General features: G+C 69.0%; 19 protein-coding genes. 10 read left to right on the forward strand and 9 right to left on the reverse strand.

Annotated features, from left to right (window positions below; translation table 11 throughout):
- Window positions 1-34 precede the first annotated feature (34 nt).
- Together FWJ47_RS08575 and FWJ47_RS08580 are read right to left on the reverse strand one after the other, a co-directional pair.
- Entirely contained in the window at window positions 35-505 is a 471-nt protein-coding gene (locus FWJ47_RS08575; protein WP_147106884.1) for a DUF3093 domain-containing protein, read from the reverse strand.
- A 6-nt stretch (window positions 506-511) separates the two neighbouring features.
- Window positions 512-808 (reverse strand): DUF4193 domain-containing protein, encoded by a 297-nt coding sequence (locus FWJ47_RS08580; protein WP_147106887.1) that lies wholly within the window; start codon window positions 806-808, stop codon window positions 512-514.
- A gap of 284 nt (window positions 809-1,092) precedes the next feature.
- Here FWJ47_RS08580 and sepH point away from each other — a divergent pair, with 284 nt between their 5' ends.
- Window positions 1,093-2,298 (forward strand): septation protein SepH, encoded by a 1,206-nt coding sequence (gene sepH / locus FWJ47_RS08585; protein ID WP_147106890.1) that lies wholly within the window; start codon window positions 1,093-1,095, stop codon window positions 2,296-2,298.
- Here the strand turns inward: sepH and FWJ47_RS08590 are convergent.
- Both FWJ47_RS08590 and FWJ47_RS08595 read right to left on the reverse strand, forming a co-directional pair.
- Complete coding sequence (locus tag FWJ47_RS08590) at window positions 2,285-3,493, reverse strand: alkaline phosphatase family protein (RefSeq protein WP_147106893.1); 1,209 nt, start codon at window positions 3,491-3,493, stop codon at window positions 2,285-2,287. The two genes, sepH and FWJ47_RS08590, sit on opposite strands and share 14 nt — an antisense overlap.
- 16 nt (window positions 3,494-3,509) lie before the next feature.
- Window positions 3,510-4,121 carry a DUF5998 family protein gene (locus FWJ47_RS08595; RefSeq protein WP_147106895.1) on the reverse strand — a complete coding sequence of 204 codons (612 nt, stop codon included), beginning with the start codon at window positions 4,119-4,121 and terminating at the stop codon, window positions 3,510-3,512.
- 101 nt (window positions 4,122-4,222) lie between these two features.
- Here FWJ47_RS08595 and FWJ47_RS08600 point away from each other — a divergent pair, with 101 nt between their 5' ends.
- Genes FWJ47_RS08600 through FWJ47_RS08610 form a run of 3 tightly spaced genes read left to right on the forward strand, consistent with a single transcriptional unit; the run spans window position 4,223 to window position 9,088 of the window.
- A complete protein-coding gene (locus FWJ47_RS08600; RefSeq protein ID WP_147106898.1) occupies window positions 4,223-5,296 on the forward strand; it encodes a 3-oxoacyl-ACP synthase III in 1,074 nt (357 codons plus the stop codon).
- 7 nt (window positions 5,297-5,303) lie between these two features.
- Entirely contained in the window at window positions 5,304-8,054 is a 2,751-nt protein-coding gene (locus FWJ47_RS08605; protein WP_147106901.1) for an alpha/beta fold hydrolase, read from the forward strand.
- A complete protein-coding gene (locus FWJ47_RS08610; RefSeq protein ID WP_246126230.1) occupies window positions 8,051-9,088 on the forward strand; it encodes an NAD-dependent epimerase/dehydratase family protein in 1,038 nt (345 codons plus the stop codon). The genes FWJ47_RS08605 and FWJ47_RS08610 overlap by 4 nt, the downstream gene beginning before the upstream one ends.
- A gap of 5 nt (window positions 9,089-9,093) precedes the next feature.
- Here FWJ47_RS08610 and rraA read toward each other — a convergent pair whose 3' ends face one another.
- The gene (rraA, locus tag FWJ47_RS08615; protein ID WP_246126231.1) at window positions 9,094-9,603 is read right to left on the reverse strand and encodes a ribonuclease E activity regulator RraA; all 510 of its coding nucleotides are present in this window, start codon (window positions 9,601-9,603) and stop codon (window positions 9,094-9,096) included.
- A gap of 84 nt (window positions 9,604-9,687) precedes the next feature.
- Window positions 9,688-12,420: a bifunctional GNAT family N-acetyltransferase/acetate--CoA ligase family protein gene (locus FWJ47_RS08620; protein ID WP_147106904.1), complete on the reverse strand. Its 2,733-nt coding sequence runs from the start codon at window positions 12,418-12,420 to the stop codon at window positions 9,688-9,690.
- An 84-nt stretch (window positions 12,421-12,504) separates the two neighbouring features.
- Between FWJ47_RS08620 and FWJ47_RS08625 the strand changes: the two genes are divergently transcribed.
- The 3 genes from FWJ47_RS08625 (at window position 12,505) to FWJ47_RS08635 (ending at window position 16,462) form a co-directional block, all read left to right on the forward strand.
- The gene (locus FWJ47_RS08625) at window positions 12,505-15,021 is read left to right on the forward strand and encodes a DNA gyrase/topoisomerase IV subunit A (RefSeq protein ID WP_147106906.1); all 2,517 of its coding nucleotides are present in this window, start codon (window positions 12,505-12,507) and stop codon (window positions 15,019-15,021) included.
- An 88-nt stretch (window positions 15,022-15,109) separates the two neighbouring features.
- A complete protein-coding gene (locus FWJ47_RS08630; protein ID WP_147109233.1) occupies window positions 15,110-15,448 on the forward strand; it encodes a BlaI/MecI/CopY family transcriptional regulator in 339 nt (112 codons plus the stop codon).
- Between the two features lie 45 nt (window positions 15,449-15,493).
- Window positions 15,494-16,462 (forward strand): M56 family metallopeptidase, encoded by a 969-nt coding sequence (locus tag FWJ47_RS08635; RefSeq protein ID WP_246126233.1) that lies wholly within the window; start codon window positions 15,494-15,496, stop codon window positions 16,460-16,462.
- A 20-nt stretch (window positions 16,463-16,482) separates the two neighbouring features.
- On the opposite strand, the gene FWJ47_RS08640 is transcribed toward FWJ47_RS08635, so the two are convergent.
- The 3 genes from FWJ47_RS08640 to fabG all read right to left on the reverse strand — a co-directional run bounded on the left by FWJ47_RS08640 (window position 16,483) and on the right by fabG (window position 18,265).
- Window positions 16,483-16,707: a hypothetical protein gene (locus FWJ47_RS08640; RefSeq protein ID WP_147106910.1), complete on the reverse strand. Its 225-nt coding sequence runs from the start codon at window positions 16,705-16,707 to the stop codon at window positions 16,483-16,485.
- A gap of 9 nt (window positions 16,708-16,716) precedes the next feature.
- The gene (locus tag FWJ47_RS08645; protein WP_147106913.1) at window positions 16,717-17,478 is read right to left on the reverse strand and encodes an SDR family oxidoreductase; all 762 of its coding nucleotides are present in this window, start codon (window positions 17,476-17,478) and stop codon (window positions 16,717-16,719) included.
- Window positions 17,479-17,557: 79 nt separating this feature from the next.
- Window positions 17,558-18,265 (reverse strand): 3-oxoacyl-ACP reductase FabG, encoded by a 708-nt coding sequence (gene fabG, locus FWJ47_RS08650; RefSeq protein WP_147106916.1) that lies wholly within the window; start codon window positions 18,263-18,265, stop codon window positions 17,558-17,560.
- Between the two features lie 79 nt (window positions 18,266-18,344).
- Here fabG and FWJ47_RS08655 point away from each other — a divergent pair, with 79 nt between their 5' ends.
- The 3 genes from FWJ47_RS08655 to FWJ47_RS08665 are packed head-to-tail and all read left to right on the forward strand — an operon-like array spanning window position 18,345 to window position 19,896.
- Entirely contained in the window at window positions 18,345-18,755 is a 411-nt protein-coding gene (locus FWJ47_RS08655) for a DUF3099 domain-containing protein (RefSeq protein WP_170228536.1), read from the forward strand.
- Window positions 18,755-18,991 (forward strand): acetone carboxylase, encoded by a 237-nt coding sequence (locus FWJ47_RS08660; protein WP_147106922.1) that lies wholly within the window; start codon window positions 18,755-18,757, stop codon window positions 18,989-18,991. Before FWJ47_RS08655 ends, FWJ47_RS08660 begins: the two co-directional genes overlap by 1 nt.
- Window positions 18,988-19,896 carry an SURF1 family cytochrome oxidase biogenesis protein gene (locus tag FWJ47_RS08665; protein WP_246126234.1) on the forward strand — a complete coding sequence of 303 codons (909 nt, stop codon included), beginning with the start codon at window positions 18,988-18,990 and terminating at the stop codon, window positions 19,894-19,896. The genes FWJ47_RS08660 and FWJ47_RS08665 overlap by 4 nt, the downstream gene beginning before the upstream one ends.

Below are 19,896 nucleotides of genomic sequence, written 5' to 3' on the forward strand. Positions count from 1 at the left end.
CGGGCACTTCCTGCGGCCCCGTCCTCACACGAGATCAGGAGGCGGTGGAGCTGCGCGGCTGCTCGGCGGAGCCCAGGGCACTGAGCACGTCCTGAGGATTCCGTGTGGAGAACAGCCAATAGGGAGTGGGGTCTGAGGGGTCGGTGATCTCGGCGGTGATCACGGGACCGATCCAGCCCCGCACGCACTGGTATGAGCGGGCATCGAAGCCTGGGCCGAGCTGCTCCCGTGCGGCATCCTCGGTGTGGCCGACCACCCTGCCGACGTCACCACGCTCGATCTGAGCACGTCCGGCCCGCAGATGCGTCTCAGTGACCTCCACGCGGGGAGTGGTGACGACCAGGGCGAAGGCGCACAGAGAGATGCCGGCAAACATCGACAGCACTCCCCAGAAGATGTCGATCGGGAAGAAAATGGTCGAGAAGCTCGCCCCGATGAGCACCGCGGCGGTCCACAGCCACCAGGACGGCCACAGCTTCTCGGAGTAGATGACCTTCTCAGCCACCGAGGATCAGCCTTCGCAGTCGGAGCAGATGAGCACCCCGTCGCGCTCGACCGCCTGGGAGCGGTGGCGGACCAGGAAGCAGGAGCCGCAGGTGAACTCATCAGTCTGGGCGGGCAGCACCCGGACCTGCAGCTCCTCGTCGGAGAGGTCAGCGCCGGGAAGCTCGAAGCCTTCGGCCGCCTCTGCCTCGTCCTCATCGACGACGGCGGACTGGCGGCTTCCCGAGCGGTTCTTCAGCTCCTCGATGGAGTCCTCGTTCGACTCGTCGTCGTTCTTGCGCGGCGCATCGTAATCGGTAGCCATATCTGCTGCTCCACTCGTGGGTCCGTCCGCCCCGCACTGGTCGGCGCACCGGCGGGGACACTTCAGGTCGCACAGATTGTGTCTTATGAGGCCTGCCTGGACAAATCGGTTCAGCGGGGGGCGGAAACTGCCTCCGCCGGGGGTGCCTCAACCTCGGCTTGAGCGGCCTGGGTGTGGCGTGCGGCACCGCGGAGTAGGGTTGCCCCTCAAGATGGGTCGCCTGTTCATGCAGACGTGCCCGGCCAGTTCCCGCAAGCCTTCATTCATGGGGAGGTCCGTTCAGGATGCAGCAGCTCCGGATTCTCGGGGTCGAGTCGCAGCAGCACCCCCCGGTCCTTCTGCTCTCCGACGAGGACGGCACAGAATACCGCCTGGAGATCGACGAGGCTCTGCGCACCGCGGTGGGCGAGGCCACGCCGCACCGGGCACCCAGGTCCGAGGAGTCCGTCACGTTCGGCCCCCGGGAGATCCAGGCCAGGCTGCGCGCCGGCGCGAGCGTGGAGCAGGTGGTGGAGGCCAGCGGCCACGGCCGCGAGTATGTGCTCCGGTTCGCCGGCCCGGTCGCAGACGAGCGGGCCTTCCACGCCTCACGCGCCCGGGAGACCATCATTGCCCGGGCGTCCACCGCGGAGAACCACCGGCTGGCCTTCGGGGACGCGCCGGCGACCCTGGAGGCCATGGTCAAGGTGCGGCTGCGCGCCGTGAACGTCGCTCTGCACAGCGTCATATGGGACGCGTGGCGCCGCGAGGACGGGCTGTGGGCAGTCACCTGCGACTTCGACCTCGAGGCCTCCTCCGCCCACGCCGAGACCATCGGGGAACGCCCGCCCGCCGAATGGAGCTACGACCCGGCGTCCCGCACCGTTCGGGCGCAGAACAGGTGGGCTGAGACTCTCTCAGCACTGCCCCAGGGGCCTGGGCAGAAGCGTGCCGGACGCCGACTCGCAGCAGTGGAGGAGCCCTTCGACGTCGACTCTGCCTCCGCCGCGGCCCCGCGCAGCGAAGCCGCTGCCCCTGCACAGCAGGACGCCGACGGCACCGACGCCGAAGACCTCCTCGACATCCTGCGCGCCCGCCGCGGCCAGCGGCTCGGCACCGACGAGGACGGGGACGACAAGCTCGCCTCCCTCATCACCCGGGACGAGGATCCCGCCGGCCCCGCCCGCTTGAGGCCCGTCGACGACGCAGACACCGACGAGCAGATCACCGAGACCCTTCCCGGCATCGATGAGATCCAGCGTCACGGAGCTGAGCTGGCCGAGCAGGACGAGCCTGAGCCTGCCGGGAGCGATGAGGAGGCGCCCACGGGCGACGATGTCGACGACTGGGGATTCAGCTACTCCGACGACCAGGAGACCACCCCCATCGAACGCCCCAAGCCGGAGGCGGACGCGGACGAGGAGGATGGGCAGAAGAAGAGCCGCCGGAAGGCTCGTCGCCCCTCCATGCCCAGCTGGGACGACATCCTCTTCGGCTCTAAGAACGAGTGAGCACCCGCCCGGTCAGCTCCAGGAGGGGGACCTTCCGCTCGGCGTCCGTGAGGGAGCCGTGCTGCCCCACCATCTCCCGCACGCCGGCACCGCTGCGGGCAGTGTCGAAGACGGCGATGTCCTCGTAGGCGGCAACGATCACATCCCCGATCCGAGACCGGGCGGGCTCACTGACAGGGCCGAACCAGCCGGCCTCGACAGCCTCCTGCTTGGCCAGCACCCACGCCCGACCCTCGAACTCAGCCCGCCAACGCTGCTCGATCTCCTCCGGATCAGCCCCAGACCGGGCGTGGAGGTAGACCATCCGGGGATCGCCCGCGGTGTGCGCGACGCCTTCCAACAGATCGCCGCGGCCGGCCACGTCCACACCCCCGGCACGCGGAACGTCGACCATCCCGTGGTCGGCAGTCAGCAGCACGGCGGCCTGTTCGCCGAACCGCGCGGACAGCTGGGCGCTGAACCGCCTGGCTGATGCGTCGAGGTTCTCCAGGTACTCCCGCCACTCTGGTGAGGCGGCGCCCAGCCTGTGGCCGGTGCGGTCCAGCTCGTCCACGTAGAGGTACACCAGCAGAGGCGCGGCGGGCCCGCGGCGCACCCCCTTGGAGGCGCGCTGCTCGCTGATCCAGTCGGCGGCGGCGCTGAACCGGTGCTCGATCCGCTCAGCCCCGAGGAACTGACCGCCGGAGAGCGAAGCACGGGTCAGCGGCGAACTGCGGAACTGGGGGCGGGAGACGGTCAGCACAGAAGCACCGGCCGCTTGGGCCCGCCCCAGCACCGTGGGGTGCGGCTGCCACGTGCTCGGGTCCAGGTCTCCGGGCCATTTGCCGAGCATGTTGACCACCCGGCCCAGGTGCTCGGCGTAGAGGTCATAGCCGATCATTCCCGTCTCCCCCGGGGTCAGCCCGGTGCCCAGGGAGGTGAGCGAGGCGGCCGTGGTGGCGGGGGCGCCGCAGTCCAGGACCCTGGCTGTTTCGACGTGTCGCCAGGCGGAGGCGAGGAAACGGGCGTGACCGGTGTGACGGGCGAGGTTCTCGTCCCCCAGGCCGTCCACCATGACGACGACGGCGATGCTCGCCTCGGGCACCCCCAGCCGATTCTCGAAGCCCTCCAGCCCGAGCGCACCCGCGGCCGAGGCCATCACGTGGCGCAGATGCGCGCCGTCATAGTCAGGGGCAGCGGGAAGGGGCCGACTCATCAGCGGTCAGGGCCGATCAGCGGGCTGCGCGCACCTGGGCACGCCGCAGGGCTCGGACGAACTCGCGCGCCTCATCCACGGCGGTGTCCCCCTCAGCTGTGGAGGCGATGCGCAGGGTGATGTCCTCCGGAGACACGTTGCCGGTGTCGCCGTGGTCGGCCATGCACTCGGGGTTGCCGCAGTCGGCCGGCATGGTGTCGATGCGCGCCCCGCCGGACCAGTTCATCGTGAGTGTGACCTCTGCCAGCCCACGGTCGGGGCGGAAGCTCTGGGGGCGTCGGTGCACCTCAGAGAGAATGACCGACCCCATGCGCGGCACCGGCACCACCTCGGTGGAGATGCGGGCGACGACCTCGCCGGGGCCGGCCCGGCCGCCGTCGTCGTGGGAGAACCCGGGGTCGTCCTCGGCGTCATGGTCGTCCAGGTGCGCGACCACCACCACGTCCTCAGCCAGGGCCAGCACAGTGATGTGCCGGTGGACCTCCTCCATGTCGAAGTGGGTGTCCACGTGCACGATCTGGTGGCTGGCCTCACGGCCGTCCAGAGCATCGGTGACTGTGTGGTGCACGAGGTCCGGGTAGAAGCCGCCGCGGTCGATGGCCTCCTTGAGGCTCCGGGTCAGAGTCATAGCTGACATGGTATCTCCGCTCGCGCCCGGGCGCCGGTCCGCGCTGCGGAGGGGCAGCGGAGCAATTCGCCCCGATCGTGGCCATTCTGGATAATGGCGGAGTGCCTCAGACCGGATCCTCCCCATCCCCAGCCGCAAGCTCCACCAGCGGAAATGCCACTTTCCACCACCGCAACGCGTCGCTGCTGGCCGTGGCGGAGGTGGAGGCGCCGGCGGTGCTCTCCTCCAAGGCTCTGGACGCGCGCCTGTCAGATGCGCGCAAGCGGCTGAAGCTTCCGGCCGGGCTGCTGCAGCGTGTGGCCGGGGTCAAGGCTCGCCGGAACTGGCGCAGCGACGACGAGGTCCGCGCCGGCACGGTGGAGGCCGCACGCCGGGCGCTGAGGGCCGCTGGCGTCTCCGGCCAGGAGGTCTCGGTGATGATCAACACCTCTGTGACCCGCGAGCACCTGGAGCCGTCCGTGGCCGTGGGCGTGCACCACGAGCTGGGCCTGCCCAGCTCGGCGATGAACTTTGACATCACCAATGCCTGCCTGGGCTTCGTCAACGCGATGACCCTGGGCAGCTCGCTGATCGATGCCGGTCAGGCCAAGTACGTGCTGATAGTCAACGGCGAGGACGCCCGCAAGGTGCAGGACGCCACCGTGGAGCGCATCAACACCCTGGAGCATGTGGCCCGTGAGGACTTCATGAAGGAGTTCGCGTCGCTGACCCTGGGGTGCGGGGCCGCCGCAGCGGTGATCGGCCCGGCGGATGCGCATCCGGAGGGTCACCGCATCAAGGGCGGCGTCACCCGTGCTGCCACCCAGCACCACGAGCTCTGCGTGGGCGACCACCGCGGCATGTTCACCGACGCCAGAGGCCTGCTGGAGGGCGGACTGGAGCTGGTGATGGACGCATGGGAGGACGCTAAGGCGGAGTTCGACTGGGAGGGGATGGACTCCTACGTGACCCATCAGGTCTCCCAGCTGCACACCTCGTCGATCATCAAGGCCGCCAAGCTGGACAGGAAGAAGGTCCCGGTGACCTACCCGGAGCTGGGCAATGTGGGGCCGGCCTCCCTGCCGATCACCCTGGCCCGCGAGGAGGCGGCGGGAAACCTGTCTCGCGGTTCTCGTGTCCTCTGCATGGGGGTAGGGTCGGGCCTGAATACGGCAATGGTCGAGATCGAGTGGTGAGACAGTGATGGTGAGCTTCCCCCTCTGGCGCAGGATTCCCGCCGCCGCAGCACGCCTGCCGTTCGAGACGCTCAGCAGGACTCCCCTGCCCGGCCTGGATCCGGCCTGGTCCCGTCTGGTGACGGCGAAGACGGACGACGGCGAGCGAGGCTTCCATGTGCTGGACACCGGTCCGGAGCTCGCCGCCCGGGGAATCGAGCCCACCGGCACCATCCTGGCGGTGCACGGCAACCCCACCTGGTCATACCTGTGGCGCTCTGTTCTGGCGGCCTCCCTGGAGCACGCCCGTCCAGGGAACGCCTGGCGGGTGATCGCGCCGGACCAGCTGGACATGGGCTTCTCGGAGCGGCTGGAGCACTCTGAGCCGCCGTCCGCCTACGCGTCCGGGTACCGGCGCCTGGAGCAGCGGCTCGGTGACCTCGACGGCCTGATGGACGAGCTGGATGTGGACGTCTCTCGGCCGCTGGTCACTCTGGGGCATGATTGGGGCGGCATCATCTCCCTGGGCTGGGCGGTCCGGCACAGCAACGTGGTGGACGCCGCCGTCTCCCTCAACACTGCGGTGGATCATCCCAGCGGCGAGCCGGTGCCCCCGGCCCTGCGCGCTGCGATGGCGCCCGCCGTGCTGCCGGCCGCCACGGTGCTCACTGACGGATTCCTGCGCACCACGCTCTCCCTCGCCGACCCCGGGGACGCCCCCGGGGGGCTGCCCGCTGAGGTCACCGCCGCCTACCGCGCCCCGTACGTCTCCCGGCTCGGCCGAGGAGGGATCGGCGGGTTCGTCGCGGACATCCCGGCGCTGGCGAAGCACCACTCCCGCACAGTGCTGGAGGAGGTCTCCTCCGGACTGCACGAGTGGGACAGGCCGACGCTGTTCCTCTGGGGGCCCAAGGACCCGGTCTTCCGGGACCGCTACCTTGCTGACCTGCTCGAACGGGTTCCGCATGCGGATATGCACCGCTATGAGGGTGCGGGCCACCTCCTCGTGGAGGACCGGGACATCACCGCTCCGCTGTTCCAGTGGCTGGAGGACCTCTTCGACGAGGACGTCGAGCCCGCTTCCGCGCGGCAGTCGCCTCCCCCGGCGGCCGAGGCTCCCCGGCTGCACGACCAACTCACGGAGCTGACGCTGACCTGGCGCCGCACTGAGCCGGCAGCGGTGGATATGACCAGCAGCGGCGAGACCGTCTCCTGGGCCGAGCTGAAGGAGAAGGTGGAGGCCCTGGCGGTGGGCCTGCACGAGCTCGGAGTTCGCCGCGGCGACCGTGTCTCGCTCCTCGTCCAGCCGGGCAACGACCTCACAGTGATCCTCTACGCGCTGCTGCGCCTCGGGGCTGTGGCCGTGGTGGCCGATGCCGGCCTGGGCATCAAGGGCCTGAGCCGCGCGGTCCGCAGCGCCCGCCCGGCGTGGGTCATCGGTGCCCTGCCGGGGCTGACTGCCGCCCGAGCCCTCGGCTGGCCCGGCCGTCGGATCAGTGTGGATGCGCTCTCCGACCGTCAGTCCAGACTGCTCGGCACGGAGGCCTCAGCGGCTCGGCTGCTGCGTCGCCATGCGGGTGCCCGTTTGAAGCGGGTGCCGAACCCGGAGCCGGAGGACGACGCCGCGATCCTGTTCACGTCCGGCTCCACCGGTCCGGCGAAGGGCGTGCGCTACACCCATGCCCGGCTGGGGGCTCTGGTGGCCCTGCTGCGGCAGACCTTCGACGTGAAGCCCGGCGCGTCCCTCATCGCTGGATTCGCGCCCTTCGCACTGCTGGGCCCGGCCATCGGCGCGACGTCCGTCACCCCGGACATGTCGGTGACCAGGCCGGCGACGCTGACCGCTTCCGCGGTGGCTGACGCCGCGCTGGCCGGCGGGGCCACCATGTTCTTCGGCTCACCCGCTGCGCTGCGCAACGTGGTCGCCACAGCTGAGGGCCTCAGCGAGAAGCAGACCAAGGCCCTGCGGCACATCCGTCTGGTGCTCTCCGCCGGGGCTCCTGTCCACCCGGACATCCTGGACGCCGTCCAGAAGATCTTCCCCTCGGCGGAGATCCACACGCCCTATGGGATGACGGAGGGCCTGCTGCAGGCTGACATCACCCGTGATGAGGTGCACGAGGCGATGGCTTCAGCGCAGCCCGGCGTCTGCGTGGGCCGCCCGGTGGAGGGCGTCCGCTTCGCAGCAGCCCCCCTGGATGACCTCGGCGTACCCTCGGAGTCACCGGTGCGGCCGGAGGAGGCCCGCGGCGCGCTCAGTGAGCTGGTCGTCTCCGCCGCCCACCTGAAGGCCGGCTACGACAGGCTGTGGCACACGGAGAGGCTCTCTGCCCGGGATGGCCTGGACGGCCTGCGCTGGCACCGAACCGGCGACGTCGGGCATATCGACGAGGCCGGGCGCCTCTGGATCCAGGGCCGGCTCCAGCACGTGATCAGGACCCCTGAGGGCCCGATCGGCCCCGGTCTGGTGGAGACGCCGGTGGACACTCTTGAGGGGGTGTCCCGCTCCGCCGCTGTCGGCACCGGCCCCGACGGCGCCCAGGCCGTCGTCGTGATCGCTGAGCCGGAGCCTGGCACCCGCCTGGCCTATGGCTCCTCACCCCTGGCTGACCCTGAGTTCGCCGCACGGGTCCGTGGAATCTCCCCGGTTACGGTGGCAGCGGTCCTGGTGCTGGAGCAGCTGCCCACTGACATCAGGCACAATTCAAAGATCGAACGCGGCGCCTTGTCCCGCTGGGCCGGCCGCGTCCTGGCCGGAGAGCGGGTGAGCGCACCGTGAGCCCACAGTTCAGCACTGAGATCCCTGTCGGATCACGCATTGTGGTGACCGGAGCCTCCGGCCTTCTGGGTCGCAGCGTGGCCCAGCGTCTGGCGGAGGACGGCTACCGGGTCAGTACGTTCCAGCGCTCCGCCTCGAACGTGAAGGGCGCCGAGGACATCCGCGGCTCCCTCACCGAGGCAGAGGACGTCGCACGCGCCGTGGAGGGGCAGGACGCCGTGGTGCACATGGCCGCGAAGGTCTCGGTCTCCGGCCGCCGCGAGGACTTCGAGAAGGTCAATGTCGAGGGCACTGAACGGCTCTTCGAGGCCGCTTGGGGCGCGGGCGTGGGACACGTTCTGCATGTTTCATCTCCCAGCGTGGCTCATGCCGGATCATCGCTGATCGGTGCTCCCGCGGGTGCTCCGGACCCTGAGCATGCCGAGGGCAGCTACGCCCGCACTAAGGCGGAGGCAGAGCTGATCGCGGAGTCCTATGCGGAGATCGGCATGAAGGTGCTCGTGCTGCGTCCGCACCTGGTGTGGGGCCCGGGCGACGGCCAGCTGACCAAGAGGATCGTGGACCGAGCACGCTCAGGACGCCTGCCGCTGCTGGGCACCGGCGCTCCCCTGGTGGACACCCTCTACATCGACAACGCAGTGGACGCGTTCACTGCCGGACTGCGGCGGCTGCCCCAGATTGCAGATGGGCCGGTGGAGGACCGTCGCCTGGTGGTCACCAACGGCGAGCCGCGGCCGATCGGTGAGCTGCTGGCCGGCATCGCCCGCGCCGGCGGCGCGAAGGCTCCTAAGCTGCGGGTCTCCCCCGCCGTCGCCAAGGCCGCCGGCGCGCTGGTGGAGAAGGTGTGGGCGGCCACCGGACCGCATGAGGACGAGCCGCCGATGACCAGGTTCCTCGCCGAGCAGCTGTCTACGGCCCACTGGTTCGACCAGCGCCGCACCCGCCGGGTCCTGGACTGGACCCCGCGGATCAGTGTGGACGAGGGCCTGGAGAGGCTGGCCCGCCACGTCCGCCGGACCGGCCAGGTGCTGTAGCCGGATCAGGCGCTGACGAGGATCCCGTCCTCGTCGCTCCAGACGGTCGCTCCGGGCCGGAAGGCCGCTCCCCCGAAGCTCACGGCCGCATCGGCGGCGCCGACGCCATCCTTGGTGGACTTGCGCGGGTTGGAGCCGAGAGCCTTCACTCCGAGGTCGAGATGGGCAAGGGCCGCGCGATCACGGACGGCCCCGTTGATGATCACGCCGGCCCATCCGTTGGAGACGGCCGCCTCGGCGATCATGTCGCCCATCAGCGCGGACTCCAGCGACGCTGCGCCGTCGACGACGAGCACGGCGCCATTGCCGGGGCTGTTGAGCGTGGACTTCACGAGCCCGTTGTCCCGGTAGCACCGGATGGTTCGGACCGGTCCGGCAAAGCGTGTGCGGCCTCCCAGATTCTGCATCTGCAGGGATACGGACTGCAGGGACTCATCCTCGTCGTAGAGGTCGCACGTGGTGAAGCTGGCCATAGAAGTCTCCTTCGCGACGCCGTTGTCGGGGGTATGACGCATATTACATTCTGTGCGGCTTCAGACGTGTGAACCGGCGCTGCCGAAGCCCGCCGAGGCACCTGCCGCCCATGCACCGGGACAGACTCAGTACTTCGAAATAGCCCTGCGCGGCGAATCGGTGCGCTGCTCAGGCTGAGCAAGCCGGACTGTGGCGTGCAGGACTCGGATGCCTTCCGCGGACGCAAGCAGGGGAGTCAGTTCGAGCTCAGCGACTTCCGGGTGGTTGTCCTTCAGGGTCGCGACCCGGTGGACCACGTCCTGGACGGCGCCGAGATCGACGGCGGGGACGCCGCGGTGCCCGGTGAGCTTCACGGCCGCCTTCGGCCCTCGAATGAGCTCGTCGAGATCCTGGTCCGTCAGCGGCGGCACGGCGTAGGCCCAGTCCTCGAGGAGGTCCACGGCATCTCCGGAGATGCCGAAGGAGATCACCGCTCCGATGAGGGGGTCCTCGAGGGCACGGACGGTGCAGGCCTGGCCGGCCGGTGCCATCGCTTGGACCTCAAGGTCGGGCTGGCCCTCGGCCGCAGATCCTGCATAGGGGGCGAGGGCCCGCCGCGTCTCGGCGACTGCGCGGCGCAGGTCAGCCTCATCCTCAATGTTCAGCTGCACCCCTCCGAGGTCGAGGCGCTGACGCAGATAGGCATTGGTGGACTTCAGGGCGACCGGATAGCCGATGCGCCGGGCCGCCTCGCAGGCCTCGTCTGCAGTGCGGATCTGTTCGGCGCCGAGGAGCTGGATGCCGTAGATCCCCAGCAGCTCGGCGGTCTGCTCCTGGCTGAGCACCGCTGTTCCGGAGGCGGGCAGCCAGGAGCCGATGCGTTCCTCGGCCGTTCGGTATGCCGCGGAGCCGGCGAGGCCCTCGGGGATGCTCAGCGTGCCGATCCCGCGTTCGCGCCACTGCTGGTAGGCGGTGATCTTGCCGAGCACGGCCACGGAGCGTGCCGGGGAGGAAAAGACGGGAACCCCCTGCTGCAGGGCGCCGTCTTCGATGACGGGGCCGGCGTTGCCGATGAAGTTCAGCGGCATGTGGGGGTCTGTGACTCCGATGAGCGACATGACCATGGGTTTGGTCTGCTGGCGCGCGATCTGGGATATCGCCCGGTAGAAGTCGTACTGGACGCCGGTGATGGTCGGCTGCAGGCAGAGGGCCACGCCGTCGAGGGCGTCATCGTCGAACTGCTCCTGGAGGGCGTGCTGGAGGGCGGCACGGGCCTCCTCCTCGGTGCCTTCGAGGCAGAGGCCGGTGTCCACCCGGACGGGGATGAGCCCTTCGGCTTCTGCCGCGTCGGCGAGCAGGCGCCCCATGGAGGGCGAGTTGGTGAGAATGCCGAGGCGGGGGCTCGCTGGGACGGGCTGAGTGGCCAGAACTTGGAGCACATCCATCAGGGAGTCGGTGTTGGCGACTTGGATGACCCCGGAGCTCTGCAGCATCGCGTCCACGGCCGCGGCGGGGGCGCTGATGGTCCGCGTTTCGTGGCCGGGCGGCACCCGCAGGCCCATCACCTCGGATTTGGAGACCACCACGGGTTTGGCCTGGGAGAGCCGTCGGGCGATCCGGGCGAACTTGCGCGGGTTGCCGAAGGATTCGAGGTGGATGCCGACCGCCCGGGTGGCGGCGTCGTCCTCGAAGTGCTGCATGGCGTCGTTGCCTGAGACATCAGCCCGGTTGCCCGCGGAGATCGCGGCTGTCAGCCCCAAGGAGCGCCGTTGGGACTGTGCGGTGAGCGAGAGGCCCACGGAGGCGGACTGGCTGAAGATCCCGGCGCCGCCGCGGATGGGCAGCTGGGGAAGCCGGGAGGCGTTGAGCCGGTAGTCCGGGTCCGTGCTGATCAGGCCCATGGAGGCCGGCCCGATCACTCGCATCCCGTAGCCCCGTGCCAGCCGGACGAGCTCCCGCTGCCGCTCGCCGTCGGTCTCGGTGACGATGAGCACGCCCCGGACCCCGGCGCGCCCGCAGTCGGTGACGGCCTGTCGCATCTGATCAGGCTCGACGGCGATGACGGCCAGGTCGATCTGCGGCTCGATGTGCTCGAGCATGGAGCGGCGCGGCCCCTCCTCGTCATCAGGCTCATAGGCTTCGGGGCTGACGGAGTGGACGCCGCCGGTGTACCGGGCCTCCATCAGGTGATGCAGCAGGTGGTAGCCCACAGAGCCGTAGAGCCGCGAGTTGCCGATGACAGCGACCTGCTCCGGCGCCAGCAGCTGGGACACGCTGCGCGCCTCAGCGCGGTGCTCCCGGGACTCCATCACCTGCCGCGAACGATCGTTGGGGTCGATGCTGAAGCTGACCATGATGACGTCCTCCTCGAAGCTGCGGGTCAGCTCGTAGCCGGCCTCGTGGAAGACCGAGAGCATCTTCCGGTTGGCGGGCAGCACCTCTGCGGAGAAGCGTGCGAGGCCCCGTTCCCGGCCGGCGGCGGCGAGGTGCTCCAGCAGGATGGACCCGAGGCCGCGGCCCTGATGGGCGTCCGCGATGTAGAAGGCCACCTCGGCCTCCTCGGTCCCGTCGATGCGGTCATAGCCGCCGACGCCGATGATCTCGCTCTCCCCTGAGCGGTCGGTGACGATGACCACCAAGCAGACCCTGTCGGCGTGGTCGACGTCGGTGAAGCGGTCCAGCTCAGCATCTGAGAGCTTGGCCTTGTACGAGAAGTAGCGCAGGTACCGTGAGGACTCGGACTGTGCGGCATGCATCCGCTGAAGCCTGGACGCATCCTCCGGCCAGACAGGGCGCAGCTGGGCCGCCGCGCCGTCCCGCAGGACGACATCGGCCTCCCAGTGGGCCGGATATCCACGCTGAGCCGCCGTTGAACCCATACGATCAACTGTAGCCGCAGCCGCGGCGTCCTCGTCCGTCATGACTGAACACACCGATATCCAAGGGATCCCGCTCACTCGCCTATGGCCCGCCGCAGCACTGACACCGCTCCGCCGGTGACCCCCGAAGACAACATCACTGACATCGATGTCTCCTCGGAGATGGAGACGTCGTTCCTCGAGTATGCCTACTCGGTGATCTACTCGCGGGCGCTGCCGGATGCCCGGGACGGCCTGAAGCCTGTGCAGCGACGGATCCTCTACATGATGTCCCAGATGGGGCTGCGCCCGGAGAAGGGGCACGTGAAGTCTGCCCGCACCGTGGGCGAAGTGATGGGCAAACTGCACCCGCACGGCGATGCGGCGATCTACGACGCCTTGGTGCGCATGGCGCAGTCCTGGGCGCTGCGCCTGCCCCTGGTGGACGGGCACGGCAACTTCGGCTCGCTCGACGACGGGCCCGCCGCCTCTCGGTACACCGAGGCGCGCATGGCGCCGGCGGCCCTGGCGATGACCGCGGACCTGGATGAGGACGTCGTCGACTTTGAGCCGAACTATGACAACCAGCTGACCCAGCCCTCCGTGCTGCCCAGCGCCTTCCCCAACCTGCTGGTCAACGGCGCCAGCGGCATCGCAGTGGGCATGGCCACCAATATGGCTCCGCACAATCTGCGTGAGGTGATCGCCGGGGCCAAGCACCTCATCCTGAACCCGGAGGCGGCGCTGGAGGAGATCATGGAGCTCATCCCCGGGCCGGACTTCCCGGGGGGCGGGCGCATCGTGGGCTTGGACGGCGTCAGGGACGCCTACCGGCGCGGGCGCGGATCCTTCAAGATCCGTGCGAAGACACGCATCGAGCAGGTCTCCCCCCGGCGCACCGGGATCGTGGTGGACGAGCTGCCGTACATGGTGGGCCCGGAGACCGTCATTGAGAAGACCAAGGAGGCCGTCCAGGCCAAGAAGCTGGCCGGGGTGTCCGACGTTCTGGACCTCACCGACCGCAAGCACGGACTGCGAATGGTCATCGAGCTGAAGGCCGGATTCAACCCGCAGGCGGTGCTGGCGCAGCTGTACAAGCTGACCCCCCTGGAGAACAGCTTCGGCGTCAACAACGTGGCACTGGTGGACGGGCAGCCGCGCACCATGGGACTGCTGGAGCTGCTGCAGGTGTATGTGGGCCATCGGATCGAGGTGGTGCGCCGCCGCACCGCCTACCGGCTCTCCAAGCGCCGCGGCCGCCTGCACCTGGTGGAGGGCCTGCTGATCGCGATCGTCGACATCGACGAGGTCATTCAGATCATCCGCGCCGCTGAGGACGGCCCCACTGCCAAGCAGCGGCTGATCGCCGTCTTCGACCTCACGGACGCGCAGGCCGAGCACATCCTGGAGCTGCGGCTGCGCCAGCTCACCCGGTACTCCGCCCTGGAGCTGGAGCAGGAGAAGGAGAGGCTCGAGGAGGAGATCGCCCAGCTGGCCGCTCTCCTGGAGTCCGAGCAGCTGCTGCGCAGCACCGTCGCTGATGAGCTGGACAGCATCGCCGAGAGGTACGGGGACGACCGCCGCACCCAGCTGGTGGAGTCCGAGGACGCTGAGCCAGCGGCGCCGATCAGGCCGGACAAGGGCGAGGATCCTGAGGCCGCCCTTCGGATCCCGGACTCTCCGTGCTGGGCGGCGCTGTCCACCTCGGGCATGCTGGCCCGCACCACGGACCGTTCTGCGCTGGCTCACCCCTCCCGGCGCCGTAAGCACGATGCGCTGCGCTCTCTGGTGCCGGTGACCGCCCGCGGGGACGTAGGGGCTGTGACCTCGGCGGGTCGGATGATCCGCCTGCCGGTGATCGACCTGCCCGCGCTGGAGGTGGCGGGCGGCTCCCTGAACCTCAGCCAGGGCGGCAGAGCGAAGGACTATCTCTCCCTGGGACGGGGCGAGCAGCTGATCGGTCTGGTGCCCCTGGACGCCGTGATTGCGCTGGCGACCGGCGCCGGCAGGGTCAAGCGCGTCAACCCGGACTACCCTGCCAATCGGGATGATTGGGGGGTCATCTCCCTGAAGGAGAAGGACGCGGTGGTGGATGCGGCGGCAGCCCCGGACGACGCCGACCAGCTGGTGATGATCTCATCCGCCGGCCAGCTGCTGCGCTGCGCGGCGGAGAATGTGCGGCCTCAGGGACGCACCGGCTCCGGTGTGGCGGGCATGAAGCTTGGTGAGGGGGACGCGGTGATCGGCTTCGGCGTGGTCCCGGCGTCGTTGGCGGACGAGCCCGGCGCTGCGGTCGTCGTCACGGCCGCAGCGGGCGACGGGGCGCTGGAAGGGTTGGAGAGCGGCTCCCTCAAGGTCTCCGAACTGGGCGAGTTCCCGGCGAAGGGCCGCGCCACCGGCGGCGTGCGGGCCCACCGCTTCCTCCGCGGCGAGGATCATCTGAGCCTGGGGGCCGCTGTGCTGGCCGCTCCCCTGGCTGCTGACGGCACAGGATCTGCCCGGACTCTGCCGGCAGAGATGGCGAAGCGCGATGCCTCGGGCGTCCCCTGGGAGCAGAGCATCGCCGCGGTGGCCTCCAGCCCTGAGGCACTGTCTTCCGTGCACTCTGCAACGAATGGGTAACGTTCGACACACTTTTACTACAGAGCGTAGAAGAACGGCCCGAGCAGCAGTATTGTAGTAATGCACTGCTGAAAGGAGCACGATCATGATGGCCAGCCTCGGCGAACTCGAACGTCAGGTGATGACCCTGCTGTGGGACACAGGCTCACAGCTGTCTGCCAACGAGGTGCGTGACGAGCTCGACGACTCCCTCGCCGTCACCACTGTGCTCACTGTGCTCTCCCGCTTGGAGAAGAAGGGACTGGTCCGTCGGGACCGGGGCTCCCGGCCGCACCGCTACGCTGCTGAGGCCTCCCGCGAGGACCACACCGTGGAGATGCTCAACGAGGTCCTCGGCCAGGCCGGCGACCGTGAGGCTGTGCTGGCACGCTTCATCGGCAGCGTCTCCGAGGACGAGGCAGCTGCGCTCCGTCGCATTCTGAGCTGACTTCTCGGCTCTCCGACCGGCTATTCCCACTAAACTGTCCCCTTAGTGGAAATTCTCGCCCTTGCCCTCGGTCTGCTCGCCCTGACACTGGCTGTGCCTGTGCCTATGTGGCTGCACGAGGCGCGGTTCCGGGCGCGCTCCCCGTGGGTATGGATGGTGCTCTGGCAGGCCATCGCGCTGGCCGGGGGACTCTCTATGGTGGGCGCCCCCATCATCTACGGCCTCTCGCCCTTCGGAGTCTCATTCCCTGAAGCCGTGCGCACCGCCGTGGGGCTGACCACCGCGGAGGACTATTCCGCCCTGGCGACGCTGAACGTGCATCCGTGGCATCTGTTCTCTCTCTGCCTGGGGCTGGTGCTGGGCGCGCATCTTGTGCTGACCCTGGCGAGAACGTTCTATCGAGTGAGGCGTGCCCGGAGCCGCCACCGCCAGATGGTGCGGCTGCTGTCCACTCCCCTTCGCACCGGAGAACGGGCTGAGGCTGACGATGCCCCGGCGTTCGAGGCCCAGGTGATTGAGCATGATGCTCCCCTGGCCTATTGCTTGCCAGGGCGGACCAACGCGGGGTCGGTGACGGTGCTGTCCCGGGGCCTGCTGGATCAGCTCACGAAGGATGAGCTGGCCGCTGTCGTCGCACATGAGCAGACGCACCTGCGGCAGCGGCATCATCTGCTGACGATGGCGTTTGAGGCCTGGTACCGGGCTCTCCCCTGGCTCCCCACGACCCGGTACGGGCGTGAGGCGGTCCTCGAGCTCACGGAGATGCTCGCTGACGACGGCGCGCTGACTGAGCACAGCAATGAGCGGCTGCTGCGCTCGATCGCGACGACCAGCACCGGCGAAGGCGGAGCCAGGACGGAGCTGGAGCCGGGCGCCTCAGGCCTGATCACCGGCGTGCGCCTGCAGCGGCTCCTGACTCAGCCTGAAACCCTGGGCAGAGCGCCCACCGCGGGGATTCTCGCCGTCAGCCTGCTGCTGCTCACAGCGCCGACGGCCCTGATCCTGTTCGGATGACACCGCCCCGGGGCTCGACACTACTCGTCGGGGACGCTTCCGTTCTTGCGTTCGTAGCGCCAGGCGAATAGCCCGATGACGGCCCAGATCAGAGCGAAGAGAGCCAGGAAGATCGGGGCGAAGGTCAGCCCCAGGTCCAGTGCAAGGTTCAGGACCACCATCGCGGCAGCCCCCAGTCCGAAGACAGCGGCGAGGGTGAGGAGGCGCCGGACCTGGTTTTCCTGGGGCGGGGGCTGCTGCATCATGCCTGATCCTCAGGCGCTGCTGACGAGGAAATCGTCGGCGCCGCCCACCAGCTCGGTGTGCGCCTGCTGCAGGCCGTCCTTGTTGACGATGGATGCGATCTCCGCGGCGAACTCCTCCACGGTGCAGAGTTTGCCGGCGGCTGCGCGGCGAGCCTCGATAGCCCCGGGCTGCGCCCGGTCCAGCAGAGTGGCCGTGATGGTTCCTTCGATCATGTCCCCGGAGACCACGGTGAGCCTGATGCCCTTCTCATCCAGCTCCGGAACCATTTCCCTGAGCGCATCCTCGCCGGCGCGCTTGGAGCGGGCGACGGGCTCATAGGCGTCCATGGTGGCGGTCTGGTTGATGAAGTGCGCCTGGTGGCTGGTGACGAACACGATCTGGGAGCCGGCGGGCATCACCTGCAGCGCTGTGCGCACCAGGCTGACCTGTGCGTCGCGGTTGAGCTTGAGCGCGTAGTCCTCGCCGCGGTCGGCCTCCATGCCTCCGGAGGCGTTGAGGATCAGCAGGTCGAGGCTGCCGAAGCGCTCCACGGCGGTGTCCACCAGGGCATGTGCGCCGTCATTCTCTGTGATGTCGGCCTGGACAGCCACGGCCTGGCCGCCTGCCTCCTCGATTCCCTTGACGACCTTCTTGGCGCGCGGCGCCTTGGCCCGGTAGTTCACGACGACGCCGGCGCCCCGCTCGGCGATGAGCTGCGCCGTAGCGGCACCGATGCCGCGGGAGGATCCGGTGATGACCGCGCCCTTGCCGGCCAGGTCCTGTTCAGTCATGGGGTCTTTCCTTTCCTGGCGGTGCTGACCGCCTCTTCAGCAGGTCTGGGCGCGCTCGGTGTGCGCGCCGTCATTCGCGTCAGTGGCCCATGCCGAGGCCGCCGTCGACCGGGATCACGGCCCCAGAGATGTAGGCGGCGGCGTCGGAGCCGAGCCACTTCACGACCTCGGCGACCTCCTCGGCCTCGGCGAACCGGCCGGCGGGGATGGACTCGAGATACTTCTTCTGGGTGTCCTCGTCGAGGGCGTCGGTCATGTCGGAGCGGACGAAGCCGGGGGCCACCACATTGGCGGTGATGCCGCGGCCGCCGAGCTCGCGCGTCAGGGAGCGGGCCATGCCCACCAGGGCGGCCTTGGAGGAGGCGTAGTTGATCTGACCGGGGGTGCCGTAGAGGCCCACCACCGAGCCGATGAGGACGATGCGGCCCTTCTTCTGCTTCAGCATGCCCTTGTTGGCGCGCTTGATGACCCGGAAGGCTCCGGTGAGGTTCGTGTCGAGCACGTCGGAGAAGTCATCCTCGCTCATGCGCATCAGCAGGGTGTCGCGGGTGATGCCTGCATTGGCGACGAGGACCTCAACCGGGCCGTGAGCGTCTTCGACCTGCTTGAAGGCGGCGTCGATGCTGGCGGAATCGGTCACGTCTGCGGCGACGCCGAGCGCCCCCTCCGGTGCCTCCCCGCTGCGGGTGGTCACTGCGACCCTGTCCCCGTCGGCGATGAAGGCTTCAGCGATGGCGCGGCCGATGCCGCGGTTGCCGCCGGTGATCAGTACCGATCGCTCGCTCATGAGTCTCCTGCTCTGTGTGTCCCGGATTGCCGTCCACCACCCTATCGGGGTCGGCGGGGTGAGCGGTAGAATCATACGGATGTCGGAACCGGTTCACTCCATCACTGATGCCCCGGTGCGGCAGAGCGTGGAGCAGCGCTCCCGGATGGTGTCCTACACCATCCAGATGGGCTTGCGCCTGCTCTGCTTCATCCTGGCTGGCCTGACCGCGATGATCTGGCAGTCCTGGTGGGCTGCGGTGTTCGTCGTCGCCGCGATCATTCTGCCCTACACCGCGGTGGTGGGCGCCAACGCCGGCGGCGACCGGTACGACGCTGCCGCACGGGAGGGCACGGCCCCGCAGCGGCAGCTCGCCACGGCCCATGAGGAGCCTGAGGAAGACCCCCGCCAGTGGTGGGAGGACGAGCCGGAGCACGGCGACGCCGCCGGAAACAGTACGGCGGCTGAGGGGGAAGTCATTCCCGGTGACGTGGAAAGAGGTGATCGCTGATGGACCTGCTGGGTTCGCTCTCGTCAGAGAATGAGGGGCCTCAGATCCCTCAGTGCTCCCGCAAGGGCTGCCGGGCCGACGCGGCATGGCAGGTCCTGTGGAACAATCCGAAGATCCATGACGCCGAGCGCCGCAAGGTCTGGCTGGCATGCGATGAGCATCGCGGCTGGCTGGAGAGCTTCCTGCAGGCCCGGCTGTTCTGGCGGTCCACCGAGCCTCTGGACGCTGTGCGGTGAGGGAGCTCCGCCAGCGCTACGCGTTCCTCGCCACCCCTACGTGGATCGGCTGGTTCGCGGTCTGTGCGCTCTTCATGGTGGTCTGCTACTTCCTGGGCCAGTGGCAGTGGGACCGCCGCGAGGCGACCTTGGATGAGATCGGCACCATCCAGTCCAACTATGACCAGGACCCCATCCCCTACGCCGAGGCCCGGGACATCTTCGACTCCGCTGACGAGGACGACGAGTGGAAGACCGTTGACCTGACCGGAGAGTACCTCTCCGAGGACCACCTCTTTGCCCGCAACCGGCCGCATTCGGGTCAGGTGGGCTACGAGCAGGTGGTTCCTTTCCGCGAATCCAGCACCGGCGACGTCGTCGTGATCTCCCGCGGCTGGCTCGCGCCCGCGAGCGAGGACGGCTCCCTTCCGGAGTCGAACCCTGAGCCTCCTTCCGGCCGGACGGAGGTGACGGTGCGGATCAAGCCGGGCGAGCCGGAGATCAGCCGTGGCGCCCCGGAGGGTCAGCTGGCCTCCATCGAGCTGGCGGAGATGGAGTCTCAGGTGGGCTACGACCTGATGACCGGCGCCTACGGTGAGATGGCCTCAGAGTCCCCGCAGCCTGCGGAGCAGCCGCGGGCCTTCCCCCGCCCGAGCGTGGACGAGGGGCCGCATCTGAGCTATTCGATGCAGTGGATCGCCTTCGGAATGCTGAGCTTTGTCGGCTGGGGGTACGCTGCTCGCCTGCAGGCCCGGAGCAATGACCTCGGACTGATGGGCGAGGATGAGGACGAGGGCCCGGCCGGCATCTCCAAGCGGGAGCGCCTGCGCGAGGCGAGGGCTGCCCAGCGTCGCCGGCAGGGGCGGTTCACTGATGAGGACGCCGAGGACGCCTGGGTGGATCAGCACCTCTCCGACCGCTCTTAG

This window comes from Nesterenkonia populi (genome assembly GCF_007994735.1).
GTDB lineage: Bacteria > Actinomycetota > Actinomycetes > Actinomycetales > Micrococcaceae > Nesterenkonia > Nesterenkonia populi.

What these genes read in the sequence shown, in the direction of transcription:
- FWJ47_RS08580 (WP_147106887.1), bottom strand. Translation starts at nt 808, where the DNA reads ATGGCTACCGATTACGATGCGCCGCGCAAGAACGACGACGAGTCGAAC.
- sepH (WP_147106890.1), top strand. Translation starts at nt 1,093, where the DNA reads ATGCAGCAGCTCCGGATTCTCGGGGTCGAGTCGCAGCAGCACCCCCCG.
- FWJ47_RS08590 (WP_147106893.1), bottom strand. Translation starts at nt 3,493, where the DNA reads ATGAGTCGGCCCCTTCCCGCTGCCCCTGACTATGACGGCGCGCATCTG.
- FWJ47_RS08595 (WP_147106895.1), bottom strand. Translation starts at nt 4,121, where the DNA reads ATGACTCTGACCCGGAGCCTCAAGGAGGCCATCGACCGCGGCGGCTTC.
- FWJ47_RS08605 (WP_147106901.1), top strand. Translation starts at nt 5,304, where the DNA reads ATGGTGAGCTTCCCCCTCTGGCGCAGGATTCCCGCCGCCGCAGCACGC.
- rraA (WP_246126231.1), bottom strand. Translation starts at nt 9,603, where the DNA reads ATGCGTCATACCCCCGACAACGGCGTCGCGAAGGAGACTTCTATGGCC.
- FWJ47_RS08620 (WP_147106904.1), bottom strand. Translation starts at nt 12,420, where the DNA reads ATGGGTTCAACGGCGGCTCAGCGTGGATATCCGGCCCACTGGGAGGCC.
- FWJ47_RS08625 (WP_147106906.1), top strand. Translation starts at nt 12,505, where the DNA reads ATGGCCCGCCGCAGCACTGACACCGCTCCGCCGGTGACCCCCGAAGAC.
- FWJ47_RS08630 (WP_147109233.1), top strand. Translation starts at nt 15,110, where the DNA reads ATGGCCAGCCTCGGCGAACTCGAACGTCAGGTGATGACCCTGCTGTGG.
- FWJ47_RS08640 (WP_147106910.1), bottom strand. Translation starts at nt 16,707, where the DNA reads ATGATGCAGCAGCCCCCGCCCCAGGAAAACCAGGTCCGGCGCCTCCTC.
- FWJ47_RS08645 (WP_147106913.1), bottom strand. Translation starts at nt 17,478, where the DNA reads ATGACTGAACAGGACCTGGCCGGCAAGGGCGCGGTCATCACCGGATCC.
- fabG (WP_147106916.1), bottom strand. Translation starts at nt 18,265, where the DNA reads ATGAGCGAGCGATCGGTACTGATCACCGGCGGCAACCGCGGCATCGGC.
- FWJ47_RS08655 (WP_170228536.1), top strand. Translation starts at nt 18,345, where the DNA reads ATGTCGGAACCGGTTCACTCCATCACTGATGCCCCGGTGCGGCAGAGC.
- FWJ47_RS08660 (WP_147106922.1), top strand. Translation starts at nt 18,755, where the DNA reads ATGGACCTGCTGGGTTCGCTCTCGTCAGAGAATGAGGGGCCTCAGATC.